Source organism: Chitiniphilus shinanonensis DSM 23277, assembly GCF_000374805.1.
In the GTDB taxonomy this organism is placed as follows: Bacteria; Pseudomonadota; Gammaproteobacteria; order Burkholderiales; family Chitinibacteraceae; genus Chitiniphilus; species Chitiniphilus shinanonensis.
In genome coordinates this window covers 119,992-143,172 of the sequence record NZ_KB895334.1, presented here as the reverse complement: position 1 = coordinate 143,172, position 23,181 = coordinate 119,992, and the positions used below count along the sequence as shown (strand labels likewise).

Annotated in this window: 28 protein-coding genes; 10 read left to right on the top strand and 18 right to left on the bottom strand. The window is 65.5% G+C overall.

Annotation, left to right across the window (positions count from 1 at the left end):
- Nucleotides 1-16 precede the first annotated feature (16 nt).
- From queE to C556_RS0100670, 14 genes are all read right to left on the bottom strand, one after another.
- Complete coding sequence (gene queE / locus C556_RS0100735; protein ID WP_018746306.1) at nucleotides 17-664, bottom strand: 7-carboxy-7-deazaguanine synthase QueE; 648 nt, start codon at nucleotides 662-664, stop codon at nucleotides 17-19.
- 147 nt (nucleotides 665-811) lie between these two features.
- A complete protein-coding gene (ybgF, locus tag C556_RS0100730) occupies nucleotides 812-1,531 on the bottom strand; it encodes a tol-pal system protein YbgF (RefSeq protein ID WP_040430064.1) in 720 nt (239 codons plus the stop codon).
- A 125-nt stretch (nucleotides 1,532-1,656) separates the two neighbouring features.
- On the bottom strand, nucleotides 1,657-2,202 hold the full coding sequence (pal, locus tag C556_RS0100725; RefSeq protein WP_018746304.1) for a peptidoglycan-associated lipoprotein Pal: 546 nt from the start codon (nucleotides 2,200-2,202) through the stop codon (nucleotides 1,657-1,659).
- A 232-nt stretch (nucleotides 2,203-2,434) separates the two neighbouring features.
- Nucleotides 2,435-3,706 carry a Tol-Pal system beta propeller repeat protein TolB gene (gene tolB / locus C556_RS0100720; protein ID WP_018746303.1) on the bottom strand — a complete coding sequence of 424 codons (1,272 nt, stop codon included), beginning with the start codon at nucleotides 3,704-3,706 and terminating at the stop codon, nucleotides 2,435-2,437.
- A gap of 57 nt (nucleotides 3,707-3,763) precedes the next feature.
- Nucleotides 3,764-4,603, bottom strand: coding sequence for an energy transducer TonB (locus tag C556_RS0100715; RefSeq protein WP_018746302.1), 840 nt, complete (start codon nucleotides 4,601-4,603; stop codon nucleotides 3,764-3,766).
- Nucleotides 4,600-4,998 (bottom strand): protein TolR, encoded by a 399-nt coding sequence (tolR, locus tag C556_RS0100710; RefSeq protein WP_018746301.1) that lies wholly within the window; start codon nucleotides 4,996-4,998, stop codon nucleotides 4,600-4,602. The genes C556_RS0100715 and tolR overlap by 4 nt, the downstream gene beginning before the upstream one ends.
- Before the next feature lie 45 nt (nucleotides 4,999-5,043).
- Nucleotides 5,044-5,727 carry a protein TolQ gene (gene tolQ, locus C556_RS0100705; protein WP_353325133.1) on the bottom strand — a complete coding sequence of 228 codons (684 nt, stop codon included), beginning with the start codon at nucleotides 5,725-5,727 and terminating at the stop codon, nucleotides 5,044-5,046.
- A gap of 102 nt (nucleotides 5,728-5,829) precedes the next feature.
- On the bottom strand, nucleotides 5,830-6,873 hold the full coding sequence (ruvB, locus tag C556_RS0100700; protein WP_018746299.1) for a Holliday junction branch migration DNA helicase RuvB: 1,044 nt from the start codon (nucleotides 6,871-6,873) through the stop codon (nucleotides 5,830-5,832).
- Nucleotides 6,870-7,484, bottom strand: coding sequence for a phosphatase PAP2 family protein (locus C556_RS21260; RefSeq protein WP_018746298.1), 615 nt, complete (start codon nucleotides 7,482-7,484; stop codon nucleotides 6,870-6,872). Before C556_RS21260 ends, ruvB begins: the two co-directional genes overlap by 4 nt.
- Nucleotides 7,484-8,254 (bottom strand): NYN domain-containing protein, encoded by a 771-nt coding sequence (locus C556_RS0100690; RefSeq protein ID WP_018746297.1) that lies wholly within the window; start codon nucleotides 8,252-8,254, stop codon nucleotides 7,484-7,486. The genes C556_RS21260 and C556_RS0100690 overlap by 1 nt, the downstream gene beginning before the upstream one ends.
- Nucleotides 8,255-8,291: 37 nt before the next feature.
- Nucleotides 8,292-8,885: a Holliday junction branch migration protein RuvA gene (gene ruvA, locus C556_RS0100685; protein WP_018746296.1), complete on the bottom strand. Its 594-nt coding sequence runs from the start codon at nucleotides 8,883-8,885 to the stop codon at nucleotides 8,292-8,294.
- Nucleotides 8,886-9,085: 200 nt separating this feature from the next.
- Nucleotides 9,086-9,367: a TFIIB-type zinc ribbon-containing protein gene (locus tag C556_RS0100680; protein WP_026262695.1), complete on the bottom strand. Its 282-nt coding sequence runs from the start codon at nucleotides 9,365-9,367 to the stop codon at nucleotides 9,086-9,088.
- 64 nt (nucleotides 9,368-9,431) lie between these two features.
- Entirely contained in the window at nucleotides 9,432-9,956 is a 525-nt protein-coding gene (ruvC, locus tag C556_RS0100675) for a crossover junction endodeoxyribonuclease RuvC (RefSeq protein WP_018746294.1), read from the bottom strand.
- Nucleotides 9,956-10,795 carry an energy transducer TonB family protein gene (locus tag C556_RS0100670; protein ID WP_157235670.1) on the bottom strand — a complete coding sequence of 280 codons (840 nt, stop codon included), beginning with the start codon at nucleotides 10,793-10,795 and terminating at the stop codon, nucleotides 9,956-9,958. The genes ruvC and C556_RS0100670 overlap by 1 nt, the downstream gene beginning before the upstream one ends.
- A gap of 222 nt (nucleotides 10,796-11,017) precedes the next feature.
- Between C556_RS0100670 and C556_RS0100665 the strand changes: the two genes are divergently transcribed.
- The 5 genes from C556_RS0100665 (at nucleotide 11,018) to C556_RS0100645 (ending at nucleotide 14,722) form a co-directional block, all read left to right on the top strand.
- Entirely contained in the window at nucleotides 11,018-11,320 is a 303-nt protein-coding gene (locus tag C556_RS0100665; RefSeq protein WP_018746292.1) for a c-type cytochrome, read from the top strand.
- Nucleotides 11,321-11,469: 149 nt separating this feature from the next.
- Nucleotides 11,470-11,886, top strand: coding sequence for an RNA polymerase-binding protein DksA (gene dksA / locus C556_RS0100660; protein WP_018746291.1), 417 nt, complete (start codon nucleotides 11,470-11,472; stop codon nucleotides 11,884-11,886).
- Between the two features lie 16 nt (nucleotides 11,887-11,902).
- Nucleotides 11,903-12,322: a Fur family transcriptional regulator gene (locus C556_RS0100655; protein ID WP_018746290.1), complete on the top strand. Its 420-nt coding sequence runs from the start codon at nucleotides 11,903-11,905 to the stop codon at nucleotides 12,320-12,322.
- 94 nt (nucleotides 12,323-12,416) lie between these two features.
- Nucleotides 12,417-13,496: a 3-deoxy-7-phosphoheptulonate synthase AroG gene (gene aroG / locus C556_RS0100650; RefSeq protein WP_018746289.1), complete on the top strand. Its 1,080-nt coding sequence runs from the start codon at nucleotides 12,417-12,419 to the stop codon at nucleotides 13,494-13,496.
- Nucleotides 13,497-13,681: 185 nt separating this feature from the next.
- Complete coding sequence (locus C556_RS0100645) at nucleotides 13,682-14,722, top strand: FUSC family protein (protein WP_018746288.1); 1,041 nt, start codon at nucleotides 13,682-13,684, stop codon at nucleotides 14,720-14,722.
- Between the two features lie 20 nt (nucleotides 14,723-14,742).
- Here the strand turns inward: C556_RS0100645 and C556_RS0100640 are convergent, their stop codons facing one another.
- Nucleotides 14,743-15,222 carry a hypothetical protein gene (locus C556_RS0100640; RefSeq protein WP_018746287.1) on the bottom strand — a complete coding sequence of 160 codons (480 nt, stop codon included), beginning with the start codon at nucleotides 15,220-15,222 and terminating at the stop codon, nucleotides 14,743-14,745.
- Between the two features lie 248 nt (nucleotides 15,223-15,470).
- Between C556_RS0100640 and C556_RS0100635 the strand changes: the two genes are divergently transcribed.
- Genes C556_RS0100635 through C556_RS0100620 form a run of 4 tightly spaced genes read left to right on the top strand, consistent with a single transcriptional unit; the run spans nucleotide 15,471 to nucleotide 19,374 of the window.
- Nucleotides 15,471-16,820, top strand: coding sequence for a bifunctional enoyl-CoA hydratase/phosphate acetyltransferase (locus tag C556_RS0100635; RefSeq protein ID WP_018746286.1), 1,350 nt, complete (start codon nucleotides 15,471-15,473; stop codon nucleotides 16,818-16,820).
- A gap of 6 nt (nucleotides 16,821-16,826) precedes the next feature.
- Entirely contained in the window at nucleotides 16,827-18,056 is a 1,230-nt protein-coding gene (locus C556_RS0100630; RefSeq protein WP_018746285.1) for an acetate/propionate family kinase, read from the top strand.
- Nucleotides 18,057-18,105: 49 nt separating this feature from the next.
- Nucleotides 18,106-18,984: a BPSS1780 family membrane protein gene (locus C556_RS0100625; RefSeq protein WP_083930186.1), complete on the top strand. Its 879-nt coding sequence runs from the start codon at nucleotides 18,106-18,108 to the stop codon at nucleotides 18,982-18,984.
- An 18-nt stretch (nucleotides 18,985-19,002) separates the two neighbouring features.
- Entirely contained in the window at nucleotides 19,003-19,374 is a 372-nt protein-coding gene (locus C556_RS0100620) for a diacylglycerol kinase (RefSeq protein ID WP_040430021.1), read from the top strand.
- 60 nt (nucleotides 19,375-19,434) lie between these two features.
- Here the strand turns inward: C556_RS0100620 and C556_RS0100615 are convergent, their stop codons facing one another.
- The 3 genes from C556_RS0100615 to C556_RS18720 are packed head-to-tail and all read right to left on the bottom strand — an operon-like array spanning nucleotide 19,435 to nucleotide 21,596.
- Nucleotides 19,435-19,845, bottom strand: coding sequence for a DUF2721 domain-containing protein (locus C556_RS0100615; protein ID WP_018746282.1), 411 nt, complete (start codon nucleotides 19,843-19,845; stop codon nucleotides 19,435-19,437).
- Nucleotides 19,838-20,641, bottom strand: coding sequence for a LytR/AlgR family response regulator transcription factor (locus C556_RS0100610; RefSeq protein WP_245559200.1), 804 nt, complete (start codon nucleotides 20,639-20,641; stop codon nucleotides 19,838-19,840). Before C556_RS0100610 ends, C556_RS0100615 begins: the two co-directional genes overlap by 8 nt.
- A complete protein-coding gene (locus C556_RS18720) occupies nucleotides 20,559-21,596 on the bottom strand; it encodes a sensor histidine kinase (RefSeq protein ID WP_018746280.1) in 1,038 nt (345 codons plus the stop codon). Before C556_RS18720 ends, C556_RS0100610 begins: the two co-directional genes overlap by 83 nt.
- Before the next feature lie 90 nt (nucleotides 21,597-21,686).
- On the opposite strand from C556_RS18720, the gene C556_RS0100600 reads away from it, so the two are divergent.
- On the top strand, nucleotides 21,687-23,177 hold the full coding sequence (locus tag C556_RS0100600) for a YifB family Mg chelatase-like AAA ATPase (protein ID WP_018746279.1): 1,491 nt from the start codon (nucleotides 21,687-21,689) through the stop codon (nucleotides 23,175-23,177).
- The last annotated feature ends 4 nt before the right edge of the window (nucleotides 23,178-23,181 follow it).

Genomic DNA, 23,181 nt, shown 5'->3' with positions numbered 1-23,181 from the left:
AATCCGGCGTGCCAGCTCAAACCCCCGGCCTTTCGCCCCACAGGATCTTGTGCAGCTGCACCTGCATCCTCACCGGCAGATGATCCGCCAGCACCCATTCGGCCAGCGTGGCGGGCGGCAGGCTTTCCCACACCGGCGAGAACAGGATGGGCGCGCGCCGGTCGAGCCCGTATTCGCGAATCACGCGACAGGCCCAGTCGTAGTCGGTGCGATCGGCCAGGACGAACTTGATCTCGTCGCCGGGGCGCAGCACGTCAAGGTTGGCCCACAGGTTCTTGTCCACCTCGCCGGAGCCCGGCGCCTTCAGGTCGACGATGCGCGACACGCGCGGATCGACCTCGTCCACGGGCAGGGCGCCGCTGGTTTCCAGGCTGACGCTGTAGCCGGCGTCGCACAGCATGCGCATCAATGCGAGAACGGGCTTTTGCGCCAGCGGCTCGCCGCCGGTGACGCACACGTGGCGGGCGCCGAAGCCGGCCACTTTGTCCAGGATGGCGTCGAGCGTCATGGTCTCGCCGCCGTGGAAGGCGTAGGCCGAGTCGCACCAGGTGCAGCGCAGCGGACAGCCGGTCAGGCGCACGAACACCGTCGGCAGGCCGATGCGGCTGGTCTCGCCCTGGAGCGAATGGAATATTTCGGTAATGCGCAGGGAAGCGGCGCGCATGGGGTTCTCCTTGCCGGGTAGACAGCCCGACGGATCAATCGGTCACAAAGCACAACGGCCGTCCATGCGGGAGATCGCCCGCGGTACGGCCGTGTACGGCTGCGCCATTGTAAGTCGCCGGCCCGGAGCCTGGCGACCGGAAAATGGTCAGTTGGTGGCGAGCAGCGCCTTCTTGGCGGCTTCGGCCTTTTCCGAGGTCGGATACTTCTCGATCAGGTTGAGCAGAATGGCGCGCGCGCCCTTCTTGTCGCCCTTGGCGTTGGCCACCACCGCCAGGCCGAACAACGCATCGGGCGCCAGCGGATCGTCCGGCGCCTTCAACACCACCTCGTTGTACGCCGCCTCGGCGCCCTTGAAATCCTTGAGCGACGCCAGGCTGGTACCCAGCCAGTACTGGGCCTCGGGCAGCAGCGGGCTGCCGGCATGGTCGGCGATGAACTTGCGCAGGCCGGCGGCGGCCTCCTTGTGCTTGCCGTTCTTGGCCAAGGCCACCGAGCTGTCCAGCGATTGCTCCATCGCCACCTGCTGCGCCTTGGCCTGCTGCACCTTGGCTTCCTCGATGGTGCGGACCCGGCCGTCCAGATCCACGTAGAGGTCCTTTTGCCGCTTCTCAGCCGAATCGGCGTTGTATTGCAGCACCTCGATCTGCCCGCGCAGCGAAGCGATCTCCTGCTTCAGCGATTCGATCTGGTTGGTCAGGTCCACCATGCGGCGCGACGCGGTCTCGAGCTGGGTGATGCGTTCCTGCTGCTGCTTGGTCAGCGCCTGCAACTGCTGCACGCCTTCGCGTGCCTCGCTGTCGGCAAAGATGGCGGAATGCGCGGGCAGGCTCAACGCCAGCGCGGTCAGGACGGCAAGTCGTTTCATGGACGGCATCTTCGGCAGGTTCATGGCGGCTGTGGGCTGGAATGCGCAACGGCGACGGGGCAACCCGTCGCCGCCAGACTAGGCGCATTCACCCCGCGCGACAAGCGGGGGAATGCGCTCGGCGATTACTGCTGCTCGCCTTGGTACACGATCTCGGCACGACGGTTGCGTGCCCAGGCTTCCTCGGTGTCGCCCAGCTCCAGGGGCTTTTCCTTGCCGAAGCTGACCGTTTCGATCTGCGCATCCTGCACGCCGTAGGCGTTCAGGTTCTTCTTCACCGCGTCGGCACGCTTCTGGCCCAGCGCCAGGTTGTACTCGGCGGTGCCGCGGGCATCGGTATGACCCTGGACGATGACCTTGGCGCTCTGGTTGTCCAGCAGGTACTTGGAGTGCGCTTCCAGCATCGGGGTGTATTCGCTCTTCACCACGAAGGAATCAAAATCGAAATACACGCGGCGGGTGGAGAGCACGTTGTTCGGGTCGGTCAGCGGGTTGTAGCCCTTTTGCGCCAGGTCGTTGCCCTGGGTGCCGCCGGTGGTGCTACCCGTGGTCGAAGCGCCGTCGGTGACCGGGGCCGGGGTCTGGGTGGTGGCGGCGCCATCGGTCTTCGGTTGGCTGGCGCAGGCAGCGAGCAGAGCCGTCAGGGCGAGGCTGAGCGCGATCTTCTTCATGACATTGATCTCCTTGGTCAAATCGGATCAGGCGGGGTGACCGCGTTGTGCGCCATCAACCCAACCCACAGCATAAACGGCAAACCTTACAAGATTTGCATGCCGCTTTACAAGACATATGTAGCCCGGAGCACGACCGGGCCGCCTCCGGGCAATACATGCTAGTGGCACCCCGCTGCGCGGGGCTGCACATTTTTCACGCCCTGGCATCCAGGGCGACCGATCCGGTGAACTAGCGCAGGACCGGGCCCCACGCGGGCTGGCGCACGTCGCCGGCCTGCACCCGCAGGCGCTGCTTGACGCGGCCATCGCGCGACACCGCGTGCAGCACGCCGCGGCCGCCCACCTCGGTTTCGTAAAGGATCATGCGGCCGTTGGGCGCGAACGACGGCGAATCGTCGGCGCTGGTGTCGGTGAGCACCTGCACCTGGCGGCTGGCCATGTCCATCACCGCCACGTGGAACCCGTTGGTCTGAGTGACGAAGGTCAGCGTCTTGCCGTCGGGGCTCACCTTGGGCGACGCATTGTAGCCGCCGGTGAACGTCAGACGCTCGGCCTGGCCGCCGGAAGCAGACATCCGATAGACCTGCGGACTGCCGCCGCGGTCGGAGGTGAACACGATGCTGCCGTCCGGGGTGAAGTACGACTCGGTGTTGATTTCGCCGGTATTGGTCAGACGGCGCGGCGTGCCGCCCTGCGCCGGCACCAGGAAGATCTGGCTGCCGCCGTCGCGGGTCAGCGTCACCGCCAGCGTCTTGCCATCCGGCGACCAGGCCGGTGCGGAGTTGCTGCCCTTGAACGCGGCAACCTGCCAGCGGCGGCCGGTGGCCAGTTCCTGGGCGTAGACGATGGGTTTCTTGTCCTCGAACGACACGTAGGCCAGTCGACCGCCATCGGGCGACCACTTGGGCGACATGATCGGCTCGTTGGACGCGACGATGGTCTGCGCGCCATAGCCGTCCGCATCCGCCACCTGCAGCTGGAAGCGCTTGCCCTGCTTGAGCACGTAGGCGATGCGGCTGTTGAAGGCGCCCGGTTCGCCGGTGATCTTCTGGTAGACCATGTCGGCGATCTGGTGTGCCACACGTCGCAGTTGCGTCGGCCGTGCCACCTTCTCGTGAGCGATCAGCGCCTGTTTGCTGCCCAGGTCGATCAGCCAGAACTTGATCGACAGGTTGCCATCGCCAGTGGGTTCCACCCGCCCGATGAGCGCGGTCTGAGCACCGCGTCCGGTCAGGGCGGCGGCATTGATCTGCTCCGGCGCGTAGGGTACCGGCGACAGATCGCCGGCGCCGATCACCTTGAACAGACCGCTGCGGGCCAGGTCATCGCTGATCACGGGGGTCAGCGGCTGTTGCTGCGCCTGTTCGCTCTGGAACGGGGCGATGGCGATGGGATATTGGTTGGCGCCGACGCCGACCACCTCGATGCTCATGTCGGCGTGCGCCGCCGCGCTCGCGGCCAGCAGGCCCGCGATCAGGTACTTGAAGATGCGCTCCAGCATTGCGTCGCTCCTTCGGGCCTTGCGCCGGCCCCTTTTGTCGATCGGTCCCGCCTGCGCTCAATCGTGCAGACGGAAATTGATGTTCCACGTGCGTTCGCCGCCGCTGAACGGCTTGCCCGACGGCAATGGCGGGAACTGCCGCAGCCCGGCGATGGCCCGCTCGACCGCCTGGTTATAGGCGGCGTCGCCGCTGGAACGCACCAGCTCGATGCTCTGGATCTCGCCGCTGGGCAACAGACTGATGCGGTAGACCGCGCTCGGATTGCCTGGGCTGGTGTCGTCATAGATGACGCGCGACTTGATCAGCGCCACCACCTTCGCCCGGTAGTCGTCACCCAAGCCGCTGCCGGCGCCGCGCCCGGTGCTGCCGGCCGGCGCATCCGGGTTGCTGCCCTGTCCGCCCGGCTTGGCGCCCGGCTGCGGCTTCGCCCCCGGTTTGAGCAAGGCATCGGTGGACAGGGCATCGTCCATCTCGCTGCGCGGCCGCGGCTTGGGCGTCGGCTTGCTCACGGGGGTGGGCACCGCCTTGACCGGCGTCGGCTTGGGGGTCGGGGTCGGTTTGGCCACGGGAGTCGGCGTGGGTGTCGGCCGCGGCGTCGGGGTGGGGCGCGGGGTCGGCTTGGGCTTCACCTTCTCGGTGGCGATGTCCGGGTTCTGCTCGACCGGGGCCGGCGGTACCGGAACGGGCTTGGGTTTTTCCACCGGCGGCGGCGGTACGTAGTCGGTCTCGGCGGGCGGCGGGCCCCAGAGTTCCACTTCCACCGGCTGCGGCTTCTTGGTCTGCCATTGCACCGAGACCAGCAGAAAGACCACGAACAGCGCATGGACCGCCACGGCCAGCACGAAGCTCAAGCCACGGTGCGCCTCGCGCTCGTTGATTGCCTGACGCGGGCTCATGTGCCGGAACGCTGCTCCACCAGCAGGCCGACGCGGGCGATCTGGGCACGCTTGAGCGCGTCCATCGCATTCATCACCAGTTCGTACTTCACACCCTTGTCGGCGGCGATCACCACCGGGCGCTCAGGGTCGCCAGCCAGCTGCGTCTTGACCAGCTCGGCCAGCGCGGCCGCATCCGCGGCGGATTGGCTGACGTTGCCGCGGTCGATCATCTTCATCGCGCCATTGGCGTCGATTTCGACGCGCAACGGCTGGGCGCGCACTTCGCGGTCGGTGGTGGCGCCCACCGTGGGCAGCGCAATGGTGCCCTGCTGCATCATCGGCGCGGTCACCATGAAGATGACCAGCAGCACCAGCATCACGTCGATGTAGGGCACGACGTTGATCTGGTTCATTGCACGGCGGGGTCTGCGGTGTCCGGCCATCTGCCTGCCCTTCCCTTATTTCGCGGCCTGGCGTTGCAGGATGTTGAGGAATTCCTCGGAGAACGCGTCGAAGCGGTTGGCCAGGCCATCCACGTCGTGGGCGAAGCGGTTGTAGGCCACTGTGGCGGGAATCGCGGCGAACAGGCCGATGGCGGTGGCCACCAGCGCCTCGGCAATGCCCGGCGCGACGGTGGCCAGCGTGGCCTGGCCGACGTTCGCCAGCCCGCGGAACGCGTGCATGATGCCCCATACCGTGCCGAACAGGCCGATATAGGGCGACACCGAGCCGACCGAGGCGAGGAACGAGGTGTGCTTGTCCAGGTAGTCCAGTTCGCGCTGGGTCGCCGCGCGCATGGCGCGGCGGGTGCCGTCCATGATGTCGGACAGCTCCATGCCGCCGCGCTGGCGCAGCTTCTGGAACTCGGTGAACCCGGCGATGAAGATCTTTTCCAGGCCGACCGCGTTGCCGCGTCGCGTGTGCTCGTACAGCCCGGCCAGATCGGTACCGCTCCAGAAGCGGTCCTCGAAATCGTCGGTGCGGCGCAGGGCGGAACGCAACGTGAAGAACTTGCTGAAGATGTGCCACCAGGACAGCAGCGACAGCAGCACCAGCAGCCCCATCACCAGTTGCACGACGAAGCTGGCCTCGGTGACCAGCGTGAGGATCGACATGTCTTGCGCGCCGACTGCGACGTCCACCTTGCTCTCCCTTCGCTTGTTTTCAGGCGTTGCCGGATTGTCCGACAAAACGCTTGCTTACGTGAACCAAATCTTCCCGACCCGTCGAGCTGGCTTTTGTTCCTAGCCTGCCTGATCGCCAGGCGGGTTGAGCCCGAAATGCTGGTAGGCCAGCAAGGTGGCGACCCGACCGCGCGGGGTGCGTTGCAGCAGCCCCTGCTGGATCAGGTATGGCTCCAGCACGTCCTCGATGGTATCGGACGCCTCGCCGATCGCCGCCGCCACGTTGTCCAGCCCCACCGGGCCGCCGCCGAATTTCTCGATCACCGCCGACAGCAACTTGCGGTCCATCACGTCGAGCCCGGCGTGATCGACGTCGAGCATGCGCAACGCGGCGTCGGCCACTTCGCGCGTAACCAGGCCGTCGGCGCGCACGTCGGCGTAGTCGCGCACCCGCCGCAGCAGGCGGTTGGCGATACGCGGGGTGCCGCGCGAGCGACGCGCCACTTCGAACGCGCCTTCCTGGTCCATCTCGACGTTCAGCAGCCTGGACGAACGCTCGACGATGCGGGTCAGTTCGTCCGGGGTATAGAACTCGAGCCGGGCGACGATACCAAAACGGTCGCGCAACGGGTTGGTCAACATGCCGGCCCGCGTCGTGGCGCCGACCAGCGTGAACGGGGGCAGGTCCAGCTTGACCGAACGTGCGGCCGGGCCCTCGCCGATCATGATGTCCAGCTGGAAGTCCTCCAGCGCGGGATAGAGGATTTCCTCCACCACCGGCGACAGGCGATGGATCTCGTCGATGAACAGCACGTCGTGCGGTTCCAGATTGGTCAGCAGCGCCGCCAGGTCGCCGGCGCGCTCCAGCACCGGGCCGCTGGTCTGGCGCAGGTTCACCCCCAGTTCGCGCGAGATGATGTGCGCCAGCGTGGTCTTGCCCAGCCCCGGCGGGCCGAACAGCAGCACGTGGTCGAGCGCCTCGCCGCGTTTCTTGGCCGCCTCGATGAAGATCTCCAGCTGGCTGCGCGCCTTCTTCTGGCCGACGTACTCGTCGAGCAGCTTGGGCCGCAGCGCGCGTTCGAGCTGTTCTTCCTGTTGGGAAAGGGTCTTGGCGGTGACCACGCGCTCGGGTGGCGCGGCGGACAGGGAATCGGTTTCGATCATCGGGACAACCTGGGCGCGAGATGGAGGTACGCGGCGACCAGCACCGCCGCCGCCGCATACCCGGCCATGATATCGGAGAAATGGTGCACCCCCAGCACCACCCGCGCCAGGCCGCCGCCCAGCATCCAGGCCGTGCCCAGCGCGATCCACAGCGCGCGGGTCGCCGGCCAGCAGCGGCACAGCAGCCATGCGCCCGCACCGCCCAGTGCCGCCGCTGCCATGGCATGGCCGCTGGGGAAGGACGAGCCGTGCACGGTCATCAGGAACGCCACGTCGGGCCGCTGGCGATCCACCAGCAGCTTGAGCACGCTGTTGGTCCCCCAGACCAGAAGGACGAACAGCGGCAGTCCGGGGAAGGCGATGCGGCCGAGCCGATACAGCGCACCGCCCAGCACCACGGCGATCGCCAGCGAACCGGCGAAACTGCCGGCGTGGGCGATCCACTTCGCGGCAAGCACCCAGCGCGGTCCCAGGTCGTAGAGGCTAGCGGCGACCCAGTCATCCAGCCCGGCAATCGCCGGCGTGCGCAGCGCGGCCCACAGCACCAGGAACCCCAGCACGCCGCCGAGGGCGAGCCAGCCATGGCGGTCGAGGCGGACCCGCGCGCCCATCAACCCTTGGCCACCTTGTCGCTCCTGGCCCTGCCCGCCTTCTTCGGCAACAGCCGCACCAGCGTGGAACGGTTGGCAGCGCCGGGCGGCTGCACCTCGAACCAGCCGGTGGCCTTGATCAGGCTGGAGAGCTTGGCGTAGCCGTAGTTGCGCGAGTCGAAGTCGGGATGCTGCTGGCTCAGCAGGCTGCCGATGCCGCTGAGATTGGCCCAGCCTTCGTCGTCGGACAGCTTGACCAGCGCATCACTCAGCAGGCGCTTCAGCCGCTTGTCGATCGCCAGCAGCTGCGCCGGCTCGACGCTTTCGGGCACATCGCTCAGCAGCGGGTTGAGGTCGTCCAGGTCGGCCGGTTGCAGGATCTCGACATAGACGAACTTGCTGCACGCCTTGACGAAGGCTTCGGGGGTCTTCCGCTCACCGAAGCCCCACACCACCACGCCGTCCTCGCGCAAACGGGTGGCGAGGCGGCTGAAATCGCTGTCGCTCGACACCAGGCAGAAGCTCTCGTAGCGCTGCGAATGCAGCAGATCCATCGCGTCGATCACCATGGCGATGTCCGAGGCGTTCTTGCCCTTGGTGTTGGGGAACTGCTGCACCGGGTGGATGGCGAAGCGCGCGCACAGCTCGCGCCAGGCGCGGTCGTGGCGGCTGAAATCGCCGTAGACGCGCTTGAGCGCCAGCGTGCCCAGCTTGCCCGCCTCGTCGAGCACCTGCTCGATCCAGGTCGGCGAGACATTGTCGGCATCGATCAGGACGGCGACGTTGGCCATCGGAGGCTCCTTGAAGCGATAGCGGGATGTTGGCTGTCTAGACGCGGGCCAGGCGCTTGAGCGCCTGGCGGATGCCATCCGAGACCTCGGTGCCGGCCGGCAGATCCTTGATCGCAGCGGCGGCTTCGCGTTCGTTGTAACCCAGCGCCAGCAGCGCGTGCAGGATGTCGTTGTTCGCGCCGGCCGGCGTGGCTGCGGCGGCCAGCGGCGCACCGCCGGTCACCGGCAGCCCACCCAGCTTGCCCTTCAGCTCCAGCACCAGTCGCTCGGCGGTCTTCTTGCCGATGCCCGGCACCTTGGACAGCCGCGCCACGTCCTCGCCGGCAATCGCCAGCGCCAGTTCGTCGCCCGACAGGCCGGACAGGATGGCGAGGGCGATCTTGGCGCCGATGCCCGATATCTTGATCAGCTCGCGGAACAGGTCGCGCTCGGTGCGGGTGGCGAAGCCATACAGCAGTTGCGCATCCTCGCGCACCACCATGTGGGTGAACAGCTTCACCTCGGCGCCGACGGCCGGCAATACGTAGAGCGTGCTCATCGGCACGTCCAGCTCGTAGCCCACGCCATGGGCGTCGACCACCACGTGGGGCGGCTGCTTTTCGAGCAAGGTTCCGGAGAGGCGGCCGATCATGGGGATTCCTTCTGCTGCGGGACAAAACGACCGCGCGCCCCACCAGGCGGAGCGCGCGATGCAAAGGTCGCCAGTATGACCCAAGCGGCAGACCGAATCGACTCGGAGCGGCCAACTAAAAGCCGACGCAGCGAACCTGGTAAGGAGCGCGAACGCGGCAGTACCACGCGACAACGCCGGCATCGCTTTGTTGGCCGCGCTCAGTCGAACAGTTCTTCGAGGAAGCTCTTCTTGCGGTAGTGCTTCTGGCGCTTGTAGGCGTCGTGATCGGCATAATGCGGCTGGGCGGGCGGGTAGGGCTGTTGTGCCGGGGCGGCGGCGGGTGCGGGGGCTGGCGCCTGATCGCGTGCGCTGCGCTCGATGATCTTGTCGAGCTCGCCGCGATCCAGCCAGACGCCGCGGCATTGCGGACAGTAGTCGATCTCCACGCCCTGGCGCTCGCTCATCACCAGTTGCGCAGTCTTGCAGACAGGACAATCCATCGCAGTCTCTCCGGGGGCAGGAAAGCCTTACGGACACAGTCGTGCACGCGGAGTTCCGCGCGGCTCAGATCAACCGGCCACGCCGGATCGAACGGCCCTGCTTCTGCAATTGTCCGGCCACGCCGCTGGCGTGCTGGGAATGCGCCAGCGCCACCGCCAGCGCGTCGGCCGCGTCGGCCTGCGGAATGCCGCTCAGCCGCAGCAGGCGCTGCACCATATGCCCGACCTGATCCTTGTCGGCGTGGCCGTTGCCGACGACGGCCTGCTTGACCTGCAAGGCGGTGTATTCGGCGATGGGCAGGCCGGCAAGCACCAGCGCGGCGATCACCGCGCCGCGCGCCTGGCCGAGCAGCAACGTCGATTGCGGATTGACGTTGACGAAGACAATCTCCACCGCCGCGACATCGGGACGGTAGGTCTCGACGATCTGGGCAATGCCGTCGAGCAGGGTCTTGACCCGCTCCGGCAAGGTGCCGCCGACGGGGGTCTTGATGCAGCCGGAAGCCACGTAGCTGCGCTGCTGCCCGACCACGTCGATCACCCCGAAGCCGGCGATGCGCGAACCGGGGTCGATGCCGAGCACGCGCATCAATCGTCGCCGAGCACGCTGTCGCCCTTGCCGAAGGTCCAGTGGCGACTGATGCCGATGATGTCGGTGTCCTTGCGGATTTCCGGCGGGAACGCGCCGTAGGGCGCGGCCTGCTTCACGATGCGCAGCGCGGCGGCGTCCAGCTCGGCGTTGCCCGACGATTTGCCGATCTCGGCCGAGACCACGTTGCCCTCGGCGTCGATCTCGACGTCCAGCCGCAGCCGGCCGTACAACTTCTGGCCATTCTTGTCGGTGGGATAGGCCAGGTTGCCCAGGCGCTCCACCTTCATGCGCCAGTCCTCGACATAGCGGGCAAAGCGATATTCGCGGGCGCGGGCGCCGATGAAGGTCTTGCGGGGACGGGTCTGGTACGCCTCCAGGCGCTTGCTCACCTGGGCCGCCAGGCCGGACAGCTCGCGTGCCTGCTGGCGGATCTCCTCGGGATCGAAACCCTGCTGGGCGTCGCTGGGTGGCGCATCCTGCTTCTCGACCTGGCCAAGCGCGCCGCTCTTCTCCAGCTTGGTCAGCAGTTGCTGGGTGCGTTGCTCCAGTTGCCGCTGGTGCGCCTGGGTGCGCTCCAGTTCGGCCGACGGCGACTTGGCCAGCACCGGCAGCGGGCTCTTCACCCGCCGGTTCTCCGCATCGGTGTTGCCGCCGCCGTCCAGGTTGACCTGCGCATCCACCTCGGCCTTGGCCGGCGCGGTGTCGGTACGCTGGTTGACCAGCACCACCTCCAGCGGCTGGCTGGAAAACAGCGAGCGCGGGTCGGGCAGGACAAACTTGATGCCGAAGATCGGCCCGGCGTGCACCAGCAGGGAAAGCGCCAGCGCGACTGCCATGAAACGTTGCCCGCGATCCATTACCTGATCCCTGACCGACCCTGTTGAAGAATCGGGCGAGTGTAGCATAGGCCCCGAAAGCGACCGGCAGGGTCGGGGCGCAGCCGTCCGCCGCAGCGGGACACGCGGCGCCCACACCCCTCATACCCCCAGGTTTGCCACGCCGCGGGCGCCTTGCTTAATATGCGCAATACCCCCATCTGTAAGAGAAGGTGCATTCCCATGCGTATTGCAGGCATCGTGGTGCTGGCCCTGTTCGCCTCCTGTAGCTTCGCCGCCGAAAACGGCGCCAAGGTGGCGGCCAAATACAACTGCCTGGCGTGCCACGCCGTCGACCACAAGATCGTCGGCCCTGCCTACAAAGAGATCGCCAATAAGTATCGCGGCAAGAAGGGCAGCGAAGAGTTGCTGATGAACCGCGTCAAGCAAGGCAGCAAGGGAAACTGGGGGCAGATCGCGATGCCGGCGCAACAGATCGGCGACGCGGACCTGCGAGTCATCGTGCGTTGGGTGCTGGCGCAGTAACACTGCACGGCAGTCCGGCGGCCGGTATTCGGGCTTATTGCATGCGGGCGGCGAACTGACTTAAGCTGCCTGCCCATTTGGCAGTGAATCGTTTTGTAAGGTTTACTGCGGATTTGCGAGCATGAACGCCACAAAAAGCGAGTAAGACGATGGCCAAACTCACAGAGCAAGACATCCTCAACTGGAACGGCCCGGAAGAGGATTACATGAACGCGGATCACCTGGCTTTCTTCCGTGAGCGCCTGCTCAAGATGAAGGAAGAGCTGCTGGCCAACGCCAACCAGACCAGCCAGCACTTGCAGGAACAGGAAGCCACGCCGGACCCGGCCGACCGCGCCACGCTGGAAGAGGAATACGCGCTGGAACTGCGTACCCGCGACCGCGAGCGCAAGCTGCTGATGAAGATCGACTCCACCGTGAAGAAGATCGACGACGGCTCCTACGGCTACTGCGAGGACACCGGCGAACCCATCGGCCTGGCGCGCCTGATGGCCCGGCCGACGGCATCGCTGTCGCTGGAGGCGCAGGAGCGCCGCGAACGTCTGAAGAAGCAATACGCGGACTGAACGCGCAGCGCTTGCAATGACCGTCGAATCGCCGGACCTGCTGGCCGGCGCCCGGACACTGGTGGCCAGGGCTGGCGCGCGCGTCACGCCCTGGCGCGTCAAGGTGCTCGCCGCCCTGATGAACGCGCACCGACCGCTGTCGCACCTGGACGTGCTCACCACGTTGGGCCCGGAAGCCGACCGCGTCACCGTCTATCGCGTGCTCGAGTGGCTGACCGAGGTCGGCTTGGCGCACAAGCTGGCGGGTGACGACCGCGTCTGGCGCTTCTCGGTCACTCCCGTTCCCCATAGCCACGCCCACTTCCACTGCCATCGCTGCGGACGCTTCTTCTGCCTGGAGGAAGTCAGCACTGATCTGCCCTTGCCGCTACCGCCCGGATTCGCCGCGGAAGCCCTGGAAATCACGGTGAAAGGCATTTGCGCCGACTGTCGTTAGGCGCTAATCTACCCCCCTTGCTTAAAATAAAGGCAGTGCGCGAATCGATTGAAAGAGTCAATCGCGCGCTGCGCTTGCGCCGCTAGGGAACACCATGCATTACCAGACCGACGACGTCCGCATCCACGAGATCAAGGAACTGCTTCCGCCGATCGCCCTGCTCGAAAAGTACCCGGTCACCGACACCGCTTCGGCCACGACGTTCGAAACCCGACAGGCCATCCACAACATCCTGCAAGGCAAGGATGATCGCCTGCTGGTCATCGTCGGCCCGTGCTCGATCCACGATACCGCCGCCGCGATCGAATACGGCCGCAAGCTGAAGGTGCTGCGCGAGCAGTACAAGGATCGCCTGGAAGTGGTGATGCGCGTCTACTTCGAAAAGCCGCGCACCACGGTGGGCTGGAAGGGGCTGATCAACGATCCGTACCTGAACGGCAGCTTCAATATCAACGACGGCCTGCGCATCGCCCGCAAGCTGCTGCTCGACCTGAACGACATGGCGCTGCCCACCGCGGGCGAGTACCTGGACATGATCACCCCGCAATACATGGCCGACCTGATGAGCTGGGGCGCCATCGGCGCACGCACCACCGAATCCCAGGTGCACCGCGAGCTGTCGTCCGGCCTGTCCTGTCCGGTGGGCTTCAAGAACGGCACCGACGGCAATCTCAAGATCGCCATCGACGCGATCCGCGCCGCCGGCCAGCCGCACCATTTCCTGTCGGTGACCAAGTACGGCCACTCGGCCATCGTCTCCACCGCCGGTAATCCGGACTGCCACATCATCCTGCGTGGCGGCAAGGAACCCAACTACGACGCCAATCATGTGCGCGCCGCCCAGGCCGACCTGGCCGCGGCAGGTCTGCCGGAAAAGGTGATGGTCGATTTCAGCCACGCCAACAGCCGCAAGGACTACCGTCGCCAGATCGAGGTCTGCAACGACATCTGCGCGCAGATCTCCGCCGGCAACGACGCGCTGTTCGGGGTGATGATCGAATCGCACCTGGTGGAAGGCCGCCAGGAACTGGTGGGCGATCAGGCGGCCTGCTACGGCCAGTCGATCACCGACGCCTGCATCGGCTGGGAAGCCACCGAGAAGGTGCTGGCCGATCTGGCCAACGCCGTGGCGGAACGACGCGCCTTCGCCCGGTTGGCGGCCACCACGGCCTGAACCCGGCTCACAGCCGCCTGCGACGCCCCGCCTTGCGGGGCGTCGTCGTTTACAGGGCCCCGGCTTCGCCGCGCCAACAGCGACCACAAAAATCAGTGAAGCGGTTCTGGCAAAAAGCATGCGAAACGCCACCAGAAGGATGCTGTTGGCCACGCTAAGCTGAGGAGGTCCTGTACGGAGTTCTTATGCGCCTGCCGATCCATCTGCTCGCCCTGCGCGAAGGGGAAATGCCGTGGCGCAAAGCGGTATGCGGGCTGATCGGCGTCAGCCTGCCCATGTTGGTCGCCTATCTGATGCATCAGCCGTACGGCATCCTGTTCGGCGCCATCGGCGGCCTCTACGCCAGCTTCCTCGATTTCGGCGGCACCTTCCGTCATCGCGCCTCGACCCAGGCCTGGGGGCTGGCGCTGATCTTCTCCGCAGGAATCGCCGGCAACCTGATCGGCTCGGGCACGCCGATGCTGTTGCTGCCGCTGCTCGCCGTGCTGTGCCTCGGGGTAGGGTGGATGGACGGAACCGGGGCCGCGCTGGAGACCATCGCCCGCTTCGCCGTGCTGGCATTCCTGATCTATGCCTATCTGCCGGCGCCACCATGGTCGGCATTGTGGTTCGCATTGCTGGGCATCGCCGTCGGCCTGGGCGCGGTCGGCGTGGACAGCCTGATCTGGCCGCGTGCGCTGCCCCGGCAACATCCGGGCCTGGTCAATAGCGTGACCCGGGTACTGCGGGGCCGCAACGCCGGCTGGGTCCACGCGGTGGGGTTCTCCGCCACCACCTGCGGCGCGCTATGGCTGGCGCTCGATCTGCACTACACCCGGCCGGCCTGGGTCACCGCCGTGACGCTGTTCGTGATCCGCCCGGATGGCCCGGACAGCCTGCGGCGCCTGTTCCAGACCGCCTTCGGCACGCTGGCCGGCGCGGCGGCGGCATGGCTGATCAGCCATTTGATGCCCTACACCTGGGTGATGCTGGTGTCGGTGGCGGTGCTGGCCTTCCTGCGCCCGCTGGCGGTAGCCGGCAACCAGTGGGCGGCCTCGGCGGTGATGACAACGATGATCCTGCTGCTGTTCGATGTCGTGCTGTTACCCGAAGGCCAGGGCGCCGGCGCGACCATCCTGCGGGTCCGCCTGAACGATGCAATGCTGGGGGCGATGGTCGCGCTGATCGGGATGGCGCTGTTCAACCGCGAGGCGCGGCGTCACCTGCTGCGGCAACTGCGCGATTGAAGAGGAGACGCGGCTCGACGCTAGCGCCGGGCACCCAGTGCCTGGCGTACCCAGGCTTCGACCGCGGCCTCGTCGATCACCCCGGACGGGCCGGCATGGACCTGGGCCAGATCGACGCCCAGCCTGGCCGCCAGCGCGGCGGCACTGCGGGTCACCTGCAACAACGGTTCGGAGGCATCGGCGACGGCAGCAGGCAGTGGCATGGCCGCGCAGGCAGGCGGCAATCCCTCCATCCAGTCCAGCCATTTGTCATCCGGCTCTTCGACTTCCATCATCAACAGCAACTCATCGCTGCCGATCTCATCCTCCGGCATGACGACGAAACTCTCGATCACCCCCTGGGTCGAGGCATGGACGACCAATTGCTCGCCATCGAGTACCAGGCTGATCAACGGCGTATCCGCTTCCACCAGGTCGCCAGGGCTGGCCAGCAGGGCTTCCACGCGGGCGTAGCCATGCAGGGTCGGAGCGCATATCAGGTGGGTGGTGGTTTGTTTCATGCCAATGGCACAAAGTTGTGAAAGATTGATGTAGTTCGTTCGGAAGTTAAATATGCTGGGGTAACCGGGAATTCAGTCAAATTGAGTAAACCGTTCTGTATCGCCGGATTCACGCTGTCAGGCATTGATCTTCGCCAAGATAACACCATCCTGCGGAGACTATGCTGCACGGCGTACTCGTATTGCGGTGCAACATTGCCGGACTACGATAAGCAATGACCTTATCCGTGCCCTGCCAAGGAGCTTCCATGGTCCACGAAAATATCCTGTTCGACGACATCCGCCCGGGCATGCGCTACGAGCGCAAGCACACGGTGAGGGCCAGCGACATCACGCTGTTCGGCATGATCGCCGGCTCCAAGGGCGAGGGTGAAGAACGCTGCGTCCCCGCCTTGGGCGCCTTTCCGCTGTTCTCGTCGACCACCACCAATTTCTTTCCCGGCAACGGTTCGATTCTGGCCGGCCACGAGTTGAAATCCCACGGCTGGATCTTCGAATCCGACGAACTGACCATCGCGCTGGAAGTGACCGAGAAACACGAGGTCTCCAAGCAGGTGCAGATGGAATGCCGTTGCGAGAACCAGCGCGGCGAAGTGATCGCCTCCGGCCCCATCATCGTGGTGCCGCCGACCGAAAAGCGCCTGAACCGCTTCGAAGAGCCGCCGCAACTCACGCTGCGCCAGCACCATGTATTCACCGCCTTGCGCGCCAAGGCCGAGAAATTCCCACCGGTGCCCACCGCCGTGGTCCACCCGTGTGACCACGATTCGCTGCTGGGTGCGCTGGAAGCGGCCAAGGCCGGCCTGATCACGCCGATCCTGGTCGGCCCGGAAGGCAAGATCCTCGGCATCGCCGCAGCGATCGGCATCGACCTGACCGGTGTCCAGATCGTCCATGCGGAGCATAGCCACGAAGCCGCCGACAAGGCCGTGGCACTGTGCCGCAGTGGCGAGGCGCAGGCGCTGATGAAAGGCAGCCTGCACACCGACGAAATGATGCGCGCCGCCATGAACTCCAGCACCGGCCTGCGCGCCGGCAAGCGCGTGTCGCACGTGTTCGTGATGGACGTGCCGGCCTATGGCCGCCCGCTGCTGGTGACCGACGCCGCGATCAACATCGCGCCCGATCTCGGCGCCAAGGTGGATATCACCCAGAACGCCATCAACCTCGCGCGCATCCTCGGCATCGAGGAACCCAAGGTCGCCATTCTTTCCGCGGTAGAAACCGTCTACGAGAAGATGCCGTCGACGCTGGATGCCGCGCTGCTGTGCAAGATGGCCGATCGCGGCCAGATCCGCGGCGGCATCCTGGACGGCCCGCTGGCCTTCGACAACGCCATCTCGATGGCCGCCGCCAAGACCAAGGGCATCAAATCCCCGGTGGCGGGCCAGGCCGACATCCTGGTGGTGCCGGACATCGAGGCGGGCAACATGCTCGCCAAGCAAATGAGTTATTTCGCAGGCGCGGATTCGGCGGGGATCGTCCTCGGCGCCCGGGTACCGATCGTGCTGACCAGCCGCGCGGACGATGTGAAGGCGCGCCTCGCATCGGCCGCAGTGATGGCGCTGGTGGCGCATGCAGGACGCAAAGGAGACTGACAACAAATGAAGCAACTTATCCTGGTGATCAACGCCGGTTCCTCCAGCATCAAGTTTTCGCTGTTCGAACAGGGTGAAGCCGATCCGGTCCTGCTGTACAAGGGCCAGGTCGAAGGGATCTACGTCGACCCCTACTTCACCGCGAAATCCGCGGATGGCGAAAAGCTGGCGGCGGAGAACCTGCCCGCCGACGCTCCCAAGAGCCACGACCAGGCGCTGCGCCATATCCTGAAATGGCTGGAAGGCCATACCGCCGGGCGCAAGCTGGCCGTCATCGGCCACCGCGTGGTGCACGGCGGCCGCCGCTTCTCGCGCCCCGAAGTGGTGACACATGAGATCATCGCCGAGCTGGAGGCGCTGGTGCCGCTGGCCCCGCTGCATGCGCCGCACAACATCACGCCGATCCGTATCCTGGCCGAACTGTTGCCGGGCGTGCCGCAAGTGGTGTGTTTCGACACCGCGTTCCACGCCAACCAGCCGGAAATCAACCAGCTGTACGCGCTGCCCTATGACTTCTCGCAGCGCGAAGGCATCCGCCGCTATGGCTTCCACGGCCTGTCCTACGAGTACATTGCCGCGGTGCTGCCCGAGATCGACCAGCAGGCGGCCGCCGGCCGTACCGTGGTCGCCCACCTGGGCAACGGCGCCTCGATGGCTGCGCTGTCGGCGTGCCACGGCATTGCGTCCACCATGGGCTTCACCGCGCTGGAAGGTCTGCCGATGGGCACTCGTACCGGCTCCATCGACGCCGGTGTGATCCTGCATCTGCTGAACCATCTGCACATGGACGCCAAAGGCATCGAGGATCTGCTGTACAAGAAGTCCGGCCTGCTGGGCCTGTCCGGCATTTCCAGCGACATGCGCGAGCTGCATGCCAGCGACGATCCGCGTGCCAAGCTGGCGGTGGACTACTTCGTCAGCAAGATCGCCCGTGAAGGCGCATCGCTGGCCGTGACGCTGGGCGGCATCGACGCACTGGTGTTCACCGCCGGCATCGGCGAGAACGACGATATCGTCCGGCGCGATGTCTGCCAGCAACTGGGCTGGCTGGGCGTCGAACTCGACGATTCGCTGAACGCGCAGCGCAGCGGCCAGCCGCGCCGCATCTCCACCTCGCAGAGCAAGGTGGCGGTGTACGTGGTGCCGACCAACGAAGAGCTGATGATCGCGCGTCATTCGCTGGGTTGCATCGGCGAGGACAAGGCCGTTCCGGCCGCCACGCCGACCCCGGCCTGAGGCGTCATCCGCCCGGCGATTCCGCCGCGTAGTCGAACAACCTGGCCTGATGGCCAGGTTGTTTTTTGCCCGGCGGCAACGCCATCGTCATCCCGCCACAGAACGAAATACGCGCTTGCTTGTCAGGCGTGGCGTGCGTCCCTACGATACGCGGGACTTTCAATCGGTGGAGCAGACCATGCAGCAAAGCGATGTGGTGATCGACACCACGCCCGAACCCCGGCGCGTGGACGCCCTGGGCGGCTGGAAGTGGATCGTCGATGCCTTTGCGCTGTATCGGCGCGGCTGGCTGCAATGGACGGCAATGTCGGGCCTGTTCTGTGTGCTGCTGATGGCGCTGTCGGTGCTGCCGCTGGTATCCATGGCCGCCACCATCCTCACGCCGGTGCTGGTCGCCGGCATGATGGAAGCCGCCGACCGCTGCCGGCGCGGCGAGCCGTTCGCGGTGATGGATCTGTTCAACGGCTTCCGCCACAACACCAGAGAGCTGGTCCTGGTGGGTGTGTTCTACCTGCTGGCATGGCTGGTCTTCGTCATGCTGCTGGTGGTGATCATCACGGCCTTCGGCCTGGCCCCCCAGCTGGCGGCCCTCAGTGAAGCTGGCCTCGCCGCCAAGGCCGCGCAGGCGGAAAGCGTTCCCCGAGAGCTGATGCTGTTCGGGCTGTTCGGCTTTTTTGGCGGGCTGCTGGTTTCCAGCATCTATCTGTTCGCGCCCGCACTGGTGATGTTGCGCGGCATGCGCGCCATCGAGGCCATGAAGCTGAGCTACGTGGCGTTCTGGCGCAATTTCCTGCCGGTGCTGGTGTTCAGCGTGGTCTTCATCGCACTGACCATCATCGCGTCGATCCCGGCGCTTCTGGGCTTCATCGTGTTGATTCCGTTGGCTTTGCTCACCCCGTATGCCGCGTATGTCGGCATCTTCGAATAACCCTTGCAAGGATCGAGCGTGTCCGAGAGTCCATTCAAAGGTAAAACCGGCCTTCAGCGGGTGTTCAATGCGCTGGGCTATTCGATCGACGGCCTGAAGGCCGGCTGGGCCAACGAAGCCGCGTTTCGGCAGGTATCGCTGCTGGCCTGCCTCGGTATCCCGCTGGCGCTGATCCTGACCCTGCCCGGTTGGGCCCGCATGGCGGTCATCGCCAGTCACCTGCTGACGGTCATCGTGGAGCTGCTCAATTCAGCGATCGAGGCCGCGGTGGACCATACCTCGCTGGAAAAGCACCACCTCGCCAAGCGGGCCAAGGACCTGGGCAGTGCCGCCCAGTTGATCTGTCTGCTGAACCTGGCGCTGATATGGGGCCTGGCCTTGCGCGGCTGAGCAGGCCCCGGTCAAACAAAAAGCCCTCGCATCGCGAGGGCTTTTTTTGTCGGAGGCAAATCAAGGAAGCTTGCGCAGCTCCGCTTCGATGTCCGCCAGCAGGATGTTCAGTGCCGCATCGGAGATCAGCACCTCGAACAGGCACAGCACCAGTGATATCACCATCATGAACAGACTGGCCACGAAGACCAGATGAGCCGCCAGATCCTGGGTGAAGAACACCAATACCATCGACACGATGCACAGCATCAGGCTGCCGACACCGAAAGCCTGCATGCCGCGGATCAGCGCCACGCGCCGCCGCAGGTTGCCCAGTTGCCGCAGGATATTGCCGTCGGGGTCGCGGTGATGGGCCTCGTACAGTTGGCGGATGATGGTGGATAAAGCCAGAAAGCGGTTGGTATAAGCCAACATCAGCAACGAAATCGCAGGAAACAGCAGCGATGGCGTCGTGATGCTGAACTCATCCATTTTTCTTGAAATCCTTGATGACGTGTTGTTGTCGGCGGCTGACGGCCAGCCGGTCGGGAACATCCCGCAGCACGGCGACCCAGTGGGTTTCGCCTCCGTTGGAGGGTACCTTCTCGAACCCGATCAGGGAATCCCGCGCCACCAGGCAATTGCGGTGAATACGCACGAAGCGACTGCCGAATTCCTCTTCCAGCCGAGTCAGCGAATCCTCCAGCAGGTATTCGCGTTCGCGGGTGCGCAGCGTGATGTATTTCTGCTCGGCCTTCAGATAACGCGCCTCCGACACCGGGATCAGGTGCAGGCGGCCGCGTTCGGTCACGCTGAAATGGCTGCGGGCAGTGGAGGAGGGCTCGGCCTGGGTCTTGGCGTCGCGCAGCTCGCGGACGCGGTTCAGCGCATCCATCAAGCGCTCGCGGCGGATCGGCTTGAGCAGGTAATCGATGGCACGCACCTCGAACGCGGCCACGCCGTATTCCTCGAACGCCGTGGCGAAGATCACGGCGGGGGGCTGTGATAACCCCTGTAGTTCACGCGCCAGCTCGATGCCGCTCATCTGGGGCATCTGGATATCGATGATGGCTGCATCGGCGTCGGCTTCGGCCAGCTGCGACAGGGCCGATACGCCATTGGTGGCCGTACCGACGATTTCCAAGGGAAAGTCGGCGGCACAATCGTTCAGCACGTCTTCCAATCGGCGCAGCGCCGGTAACTCGTCATCGACCAGAAAAAGGCGCAATGGCGTCGTCATGGGCAATCTCCCGGTAAGGCACCACAATGTGTACTTGATAATAGCCATTCACGGCTTGTGTCGTGAGGTTGGCTTCGGCGTCAAAATGCAACAGCAAGCGCTCGCGGATGTTTTCCAGCGCGATCCCATTCCCCTGATGCTGGCGCACGGCGTCGACCGGCGGCAGGGGATTTCTCACATCCAGGTGCAGCTGATCCCTGATCCGGAAAATGTTCACCTGGATCGGGGCCGGCTCCAACGCCGGTTCGATGCCATGATAGATGGCATTTTCAACTAGTGGCTGCAACATCAGCGGTGGCACCGCGGCGTCACCGGGCATGTTGTCGATATGCCAATCGACCTTCAGCCGGGGGCCGAGACGCACCGCCTCGATATTCAGATACCGCTTCGTCAAGTCGACCTCCCGGTCCAGCCGGGCCAACTGACGATTGTCTTTCATCAACACGCGGAACAGGTCCGCCAAATCCTCCAGCATCTGCTCGGCCTTGATGGGTTCGCTACGAATCAGCGACAGCACCGCATTCAGGCTGTTGAAAAAGAAATGGGGCCGGATGCGCGACTGCAAAGCGGCCAGCCGGGCCTCCGACAGTCTTGGCGAAAGCGACCGCTGCTTCAGCCGGAAATAACCCAACAAGGTCAGCGAGACGGCAAGGATCGCCATCGCGCCAGCCAGCAACAACTGTTCGCCGCCTTCCACCGGCAGCACCACCGCGCGGCCGATGCTGCCGCCGACCATCGCCAGCAGGCATACCCCTGCCGCGCCGTAGTTATAGGGCAATCTACCCAGCAGCGGGCTGGCCAGGCCCAGCAGCAGGAGCGCCGGCAGCAACGAGAACTCCAGCCACAGCACGCTATCGGAAAAACGTTGCGCCCAGGTCGACCAGTTCGCCAAACCGATCAGCGAATAAACGAACAAGGCGAGGTGGGCAAAAACCAGGATGCGCAGGATTACGCCCATATTGCGGAAATCCGGCAGCAGATCGGGCTCGGTCGCGGGGTTCACCCTGATGCTCTTAGAAGTGTCTTGAAAGTAATCCCTACACTATAAACAAAGTCTGTCTTCCAGATTCAGGCTTGTGCCCTTCCGTCTCGTATGTCGCTCGCCATCGTCCACAGCCGCGCCCTGGTCGGGCTGGCTGCCCATCCCGTGGTCGTCGAAGTCCACCTCGCCAACGGCCTGCCGGCCTTCAACCTGGTGGGCCTGCCCGATACCGAAGTCAAGGAAAGCCGCGAACGGGTTCGCGCCGCGCTGACGGTCTCCGGCTTCGAATTCCCCAACCGCCGCATCACGGTCAACCTGGCGCCGGCGGATCTGCCCAAGTCTTCCGGGCTTTACGACCTGCCGATCGCGCTGGGCATCCTCGCTGCCAGCGAACAGCTTCCGCTCCGGCCATTGACCGAATACGAATTCGCCGGCGAGCTGGGGCTGACCGGCGAATTGCGAACCATCCGTGGGGGCATTGCACTGGCCCGCGCCGCAAGCCTGGCCCGGCGGGCCCTGATCCTGCCCATGGCGGCGGCCGACGAAGCCGCGTTGATCCCCGAGGCGACCATCCACGGCGCGCATCATTTGCTCGAAGTCTGTAAGCATTTTGCGGCAGGCGAGATGCTACCCGTTGTGTCAACGTCAGCCATGTGCGCATCGACCAGCTATCCCGATATGGCCGACGTACGGGGACAGGGGCAGGCGAAGCGGGCGCTGGAGATCGCCGCGGCCGGCCGGCACAGCCTGTTGCTGGTGGGGCCACCCGGCACCGGCAAGTCGATGCTGGCCCAGCGCCTGCCCGGCCTGCTGCCGCCGATGACCACGGAAGAGGCGCTGGAAGCCGCCACGATCCAGTCGCTGTCCCGCACCGGCTTCGCCCCAGGCACCTTCGGGATTCGACCGTTCAGGATGCCGCACCACACCTCGTCGGCAGCCGCGCTGGTCGGTGGCGGCGGAATCCCGCAGCCCGGCGAAGTCTCGCTGGCGCACCACGGCGTGCTGTTTCTGGATGAACTGCCCGAGTTCGACCGACGCGCGCTGGAAGTGCTGCGCGAGCCGCTGGAGAACGGGCAGATCCATATCAGTCGCGCCGCCCACACCGCCGAATTTCCGGCGAGGTTCCAGCTGGTCGCAGCGATGAACCCCTGTCCCTGCGGCTACCAGGGCCACCCGCAGAAAGCGTGCCGCTGCACGCCCGAGCAGGTGAATCGCTATCGGGGCAAGTTGTCCGGGCCGTTGCTGGATCGCATCGACATGCTGGTCGAGGTGCCTGCGCTGCCGCCATCCGCCTTGCAGGAAGGCCCAAGAGGCGCGACAAGCGAGGCGATCAGGAAAAGGGCGGTGGCCGCGCGCCAGCGGCAACTCGCACGACAGGACAAGGCCAATGCGATGCTCGAAGCCGCCGAGGTGGACCGGCACTGCATCGCGGAAGACGCGGCACGGGCGCTGCTGGCGACCGCGATGGAAAAGCTGGGCTTGTCGGCCCGCGCCTATCACCGTCTGTTGCGCCTGGCACGGACCATCGCCGATCTGGACGATGCGGCAGTGATCAGCGCACACCACATGGCCGAAGCCATCCAACTGCGCCGCTCGCTGTAGCGGC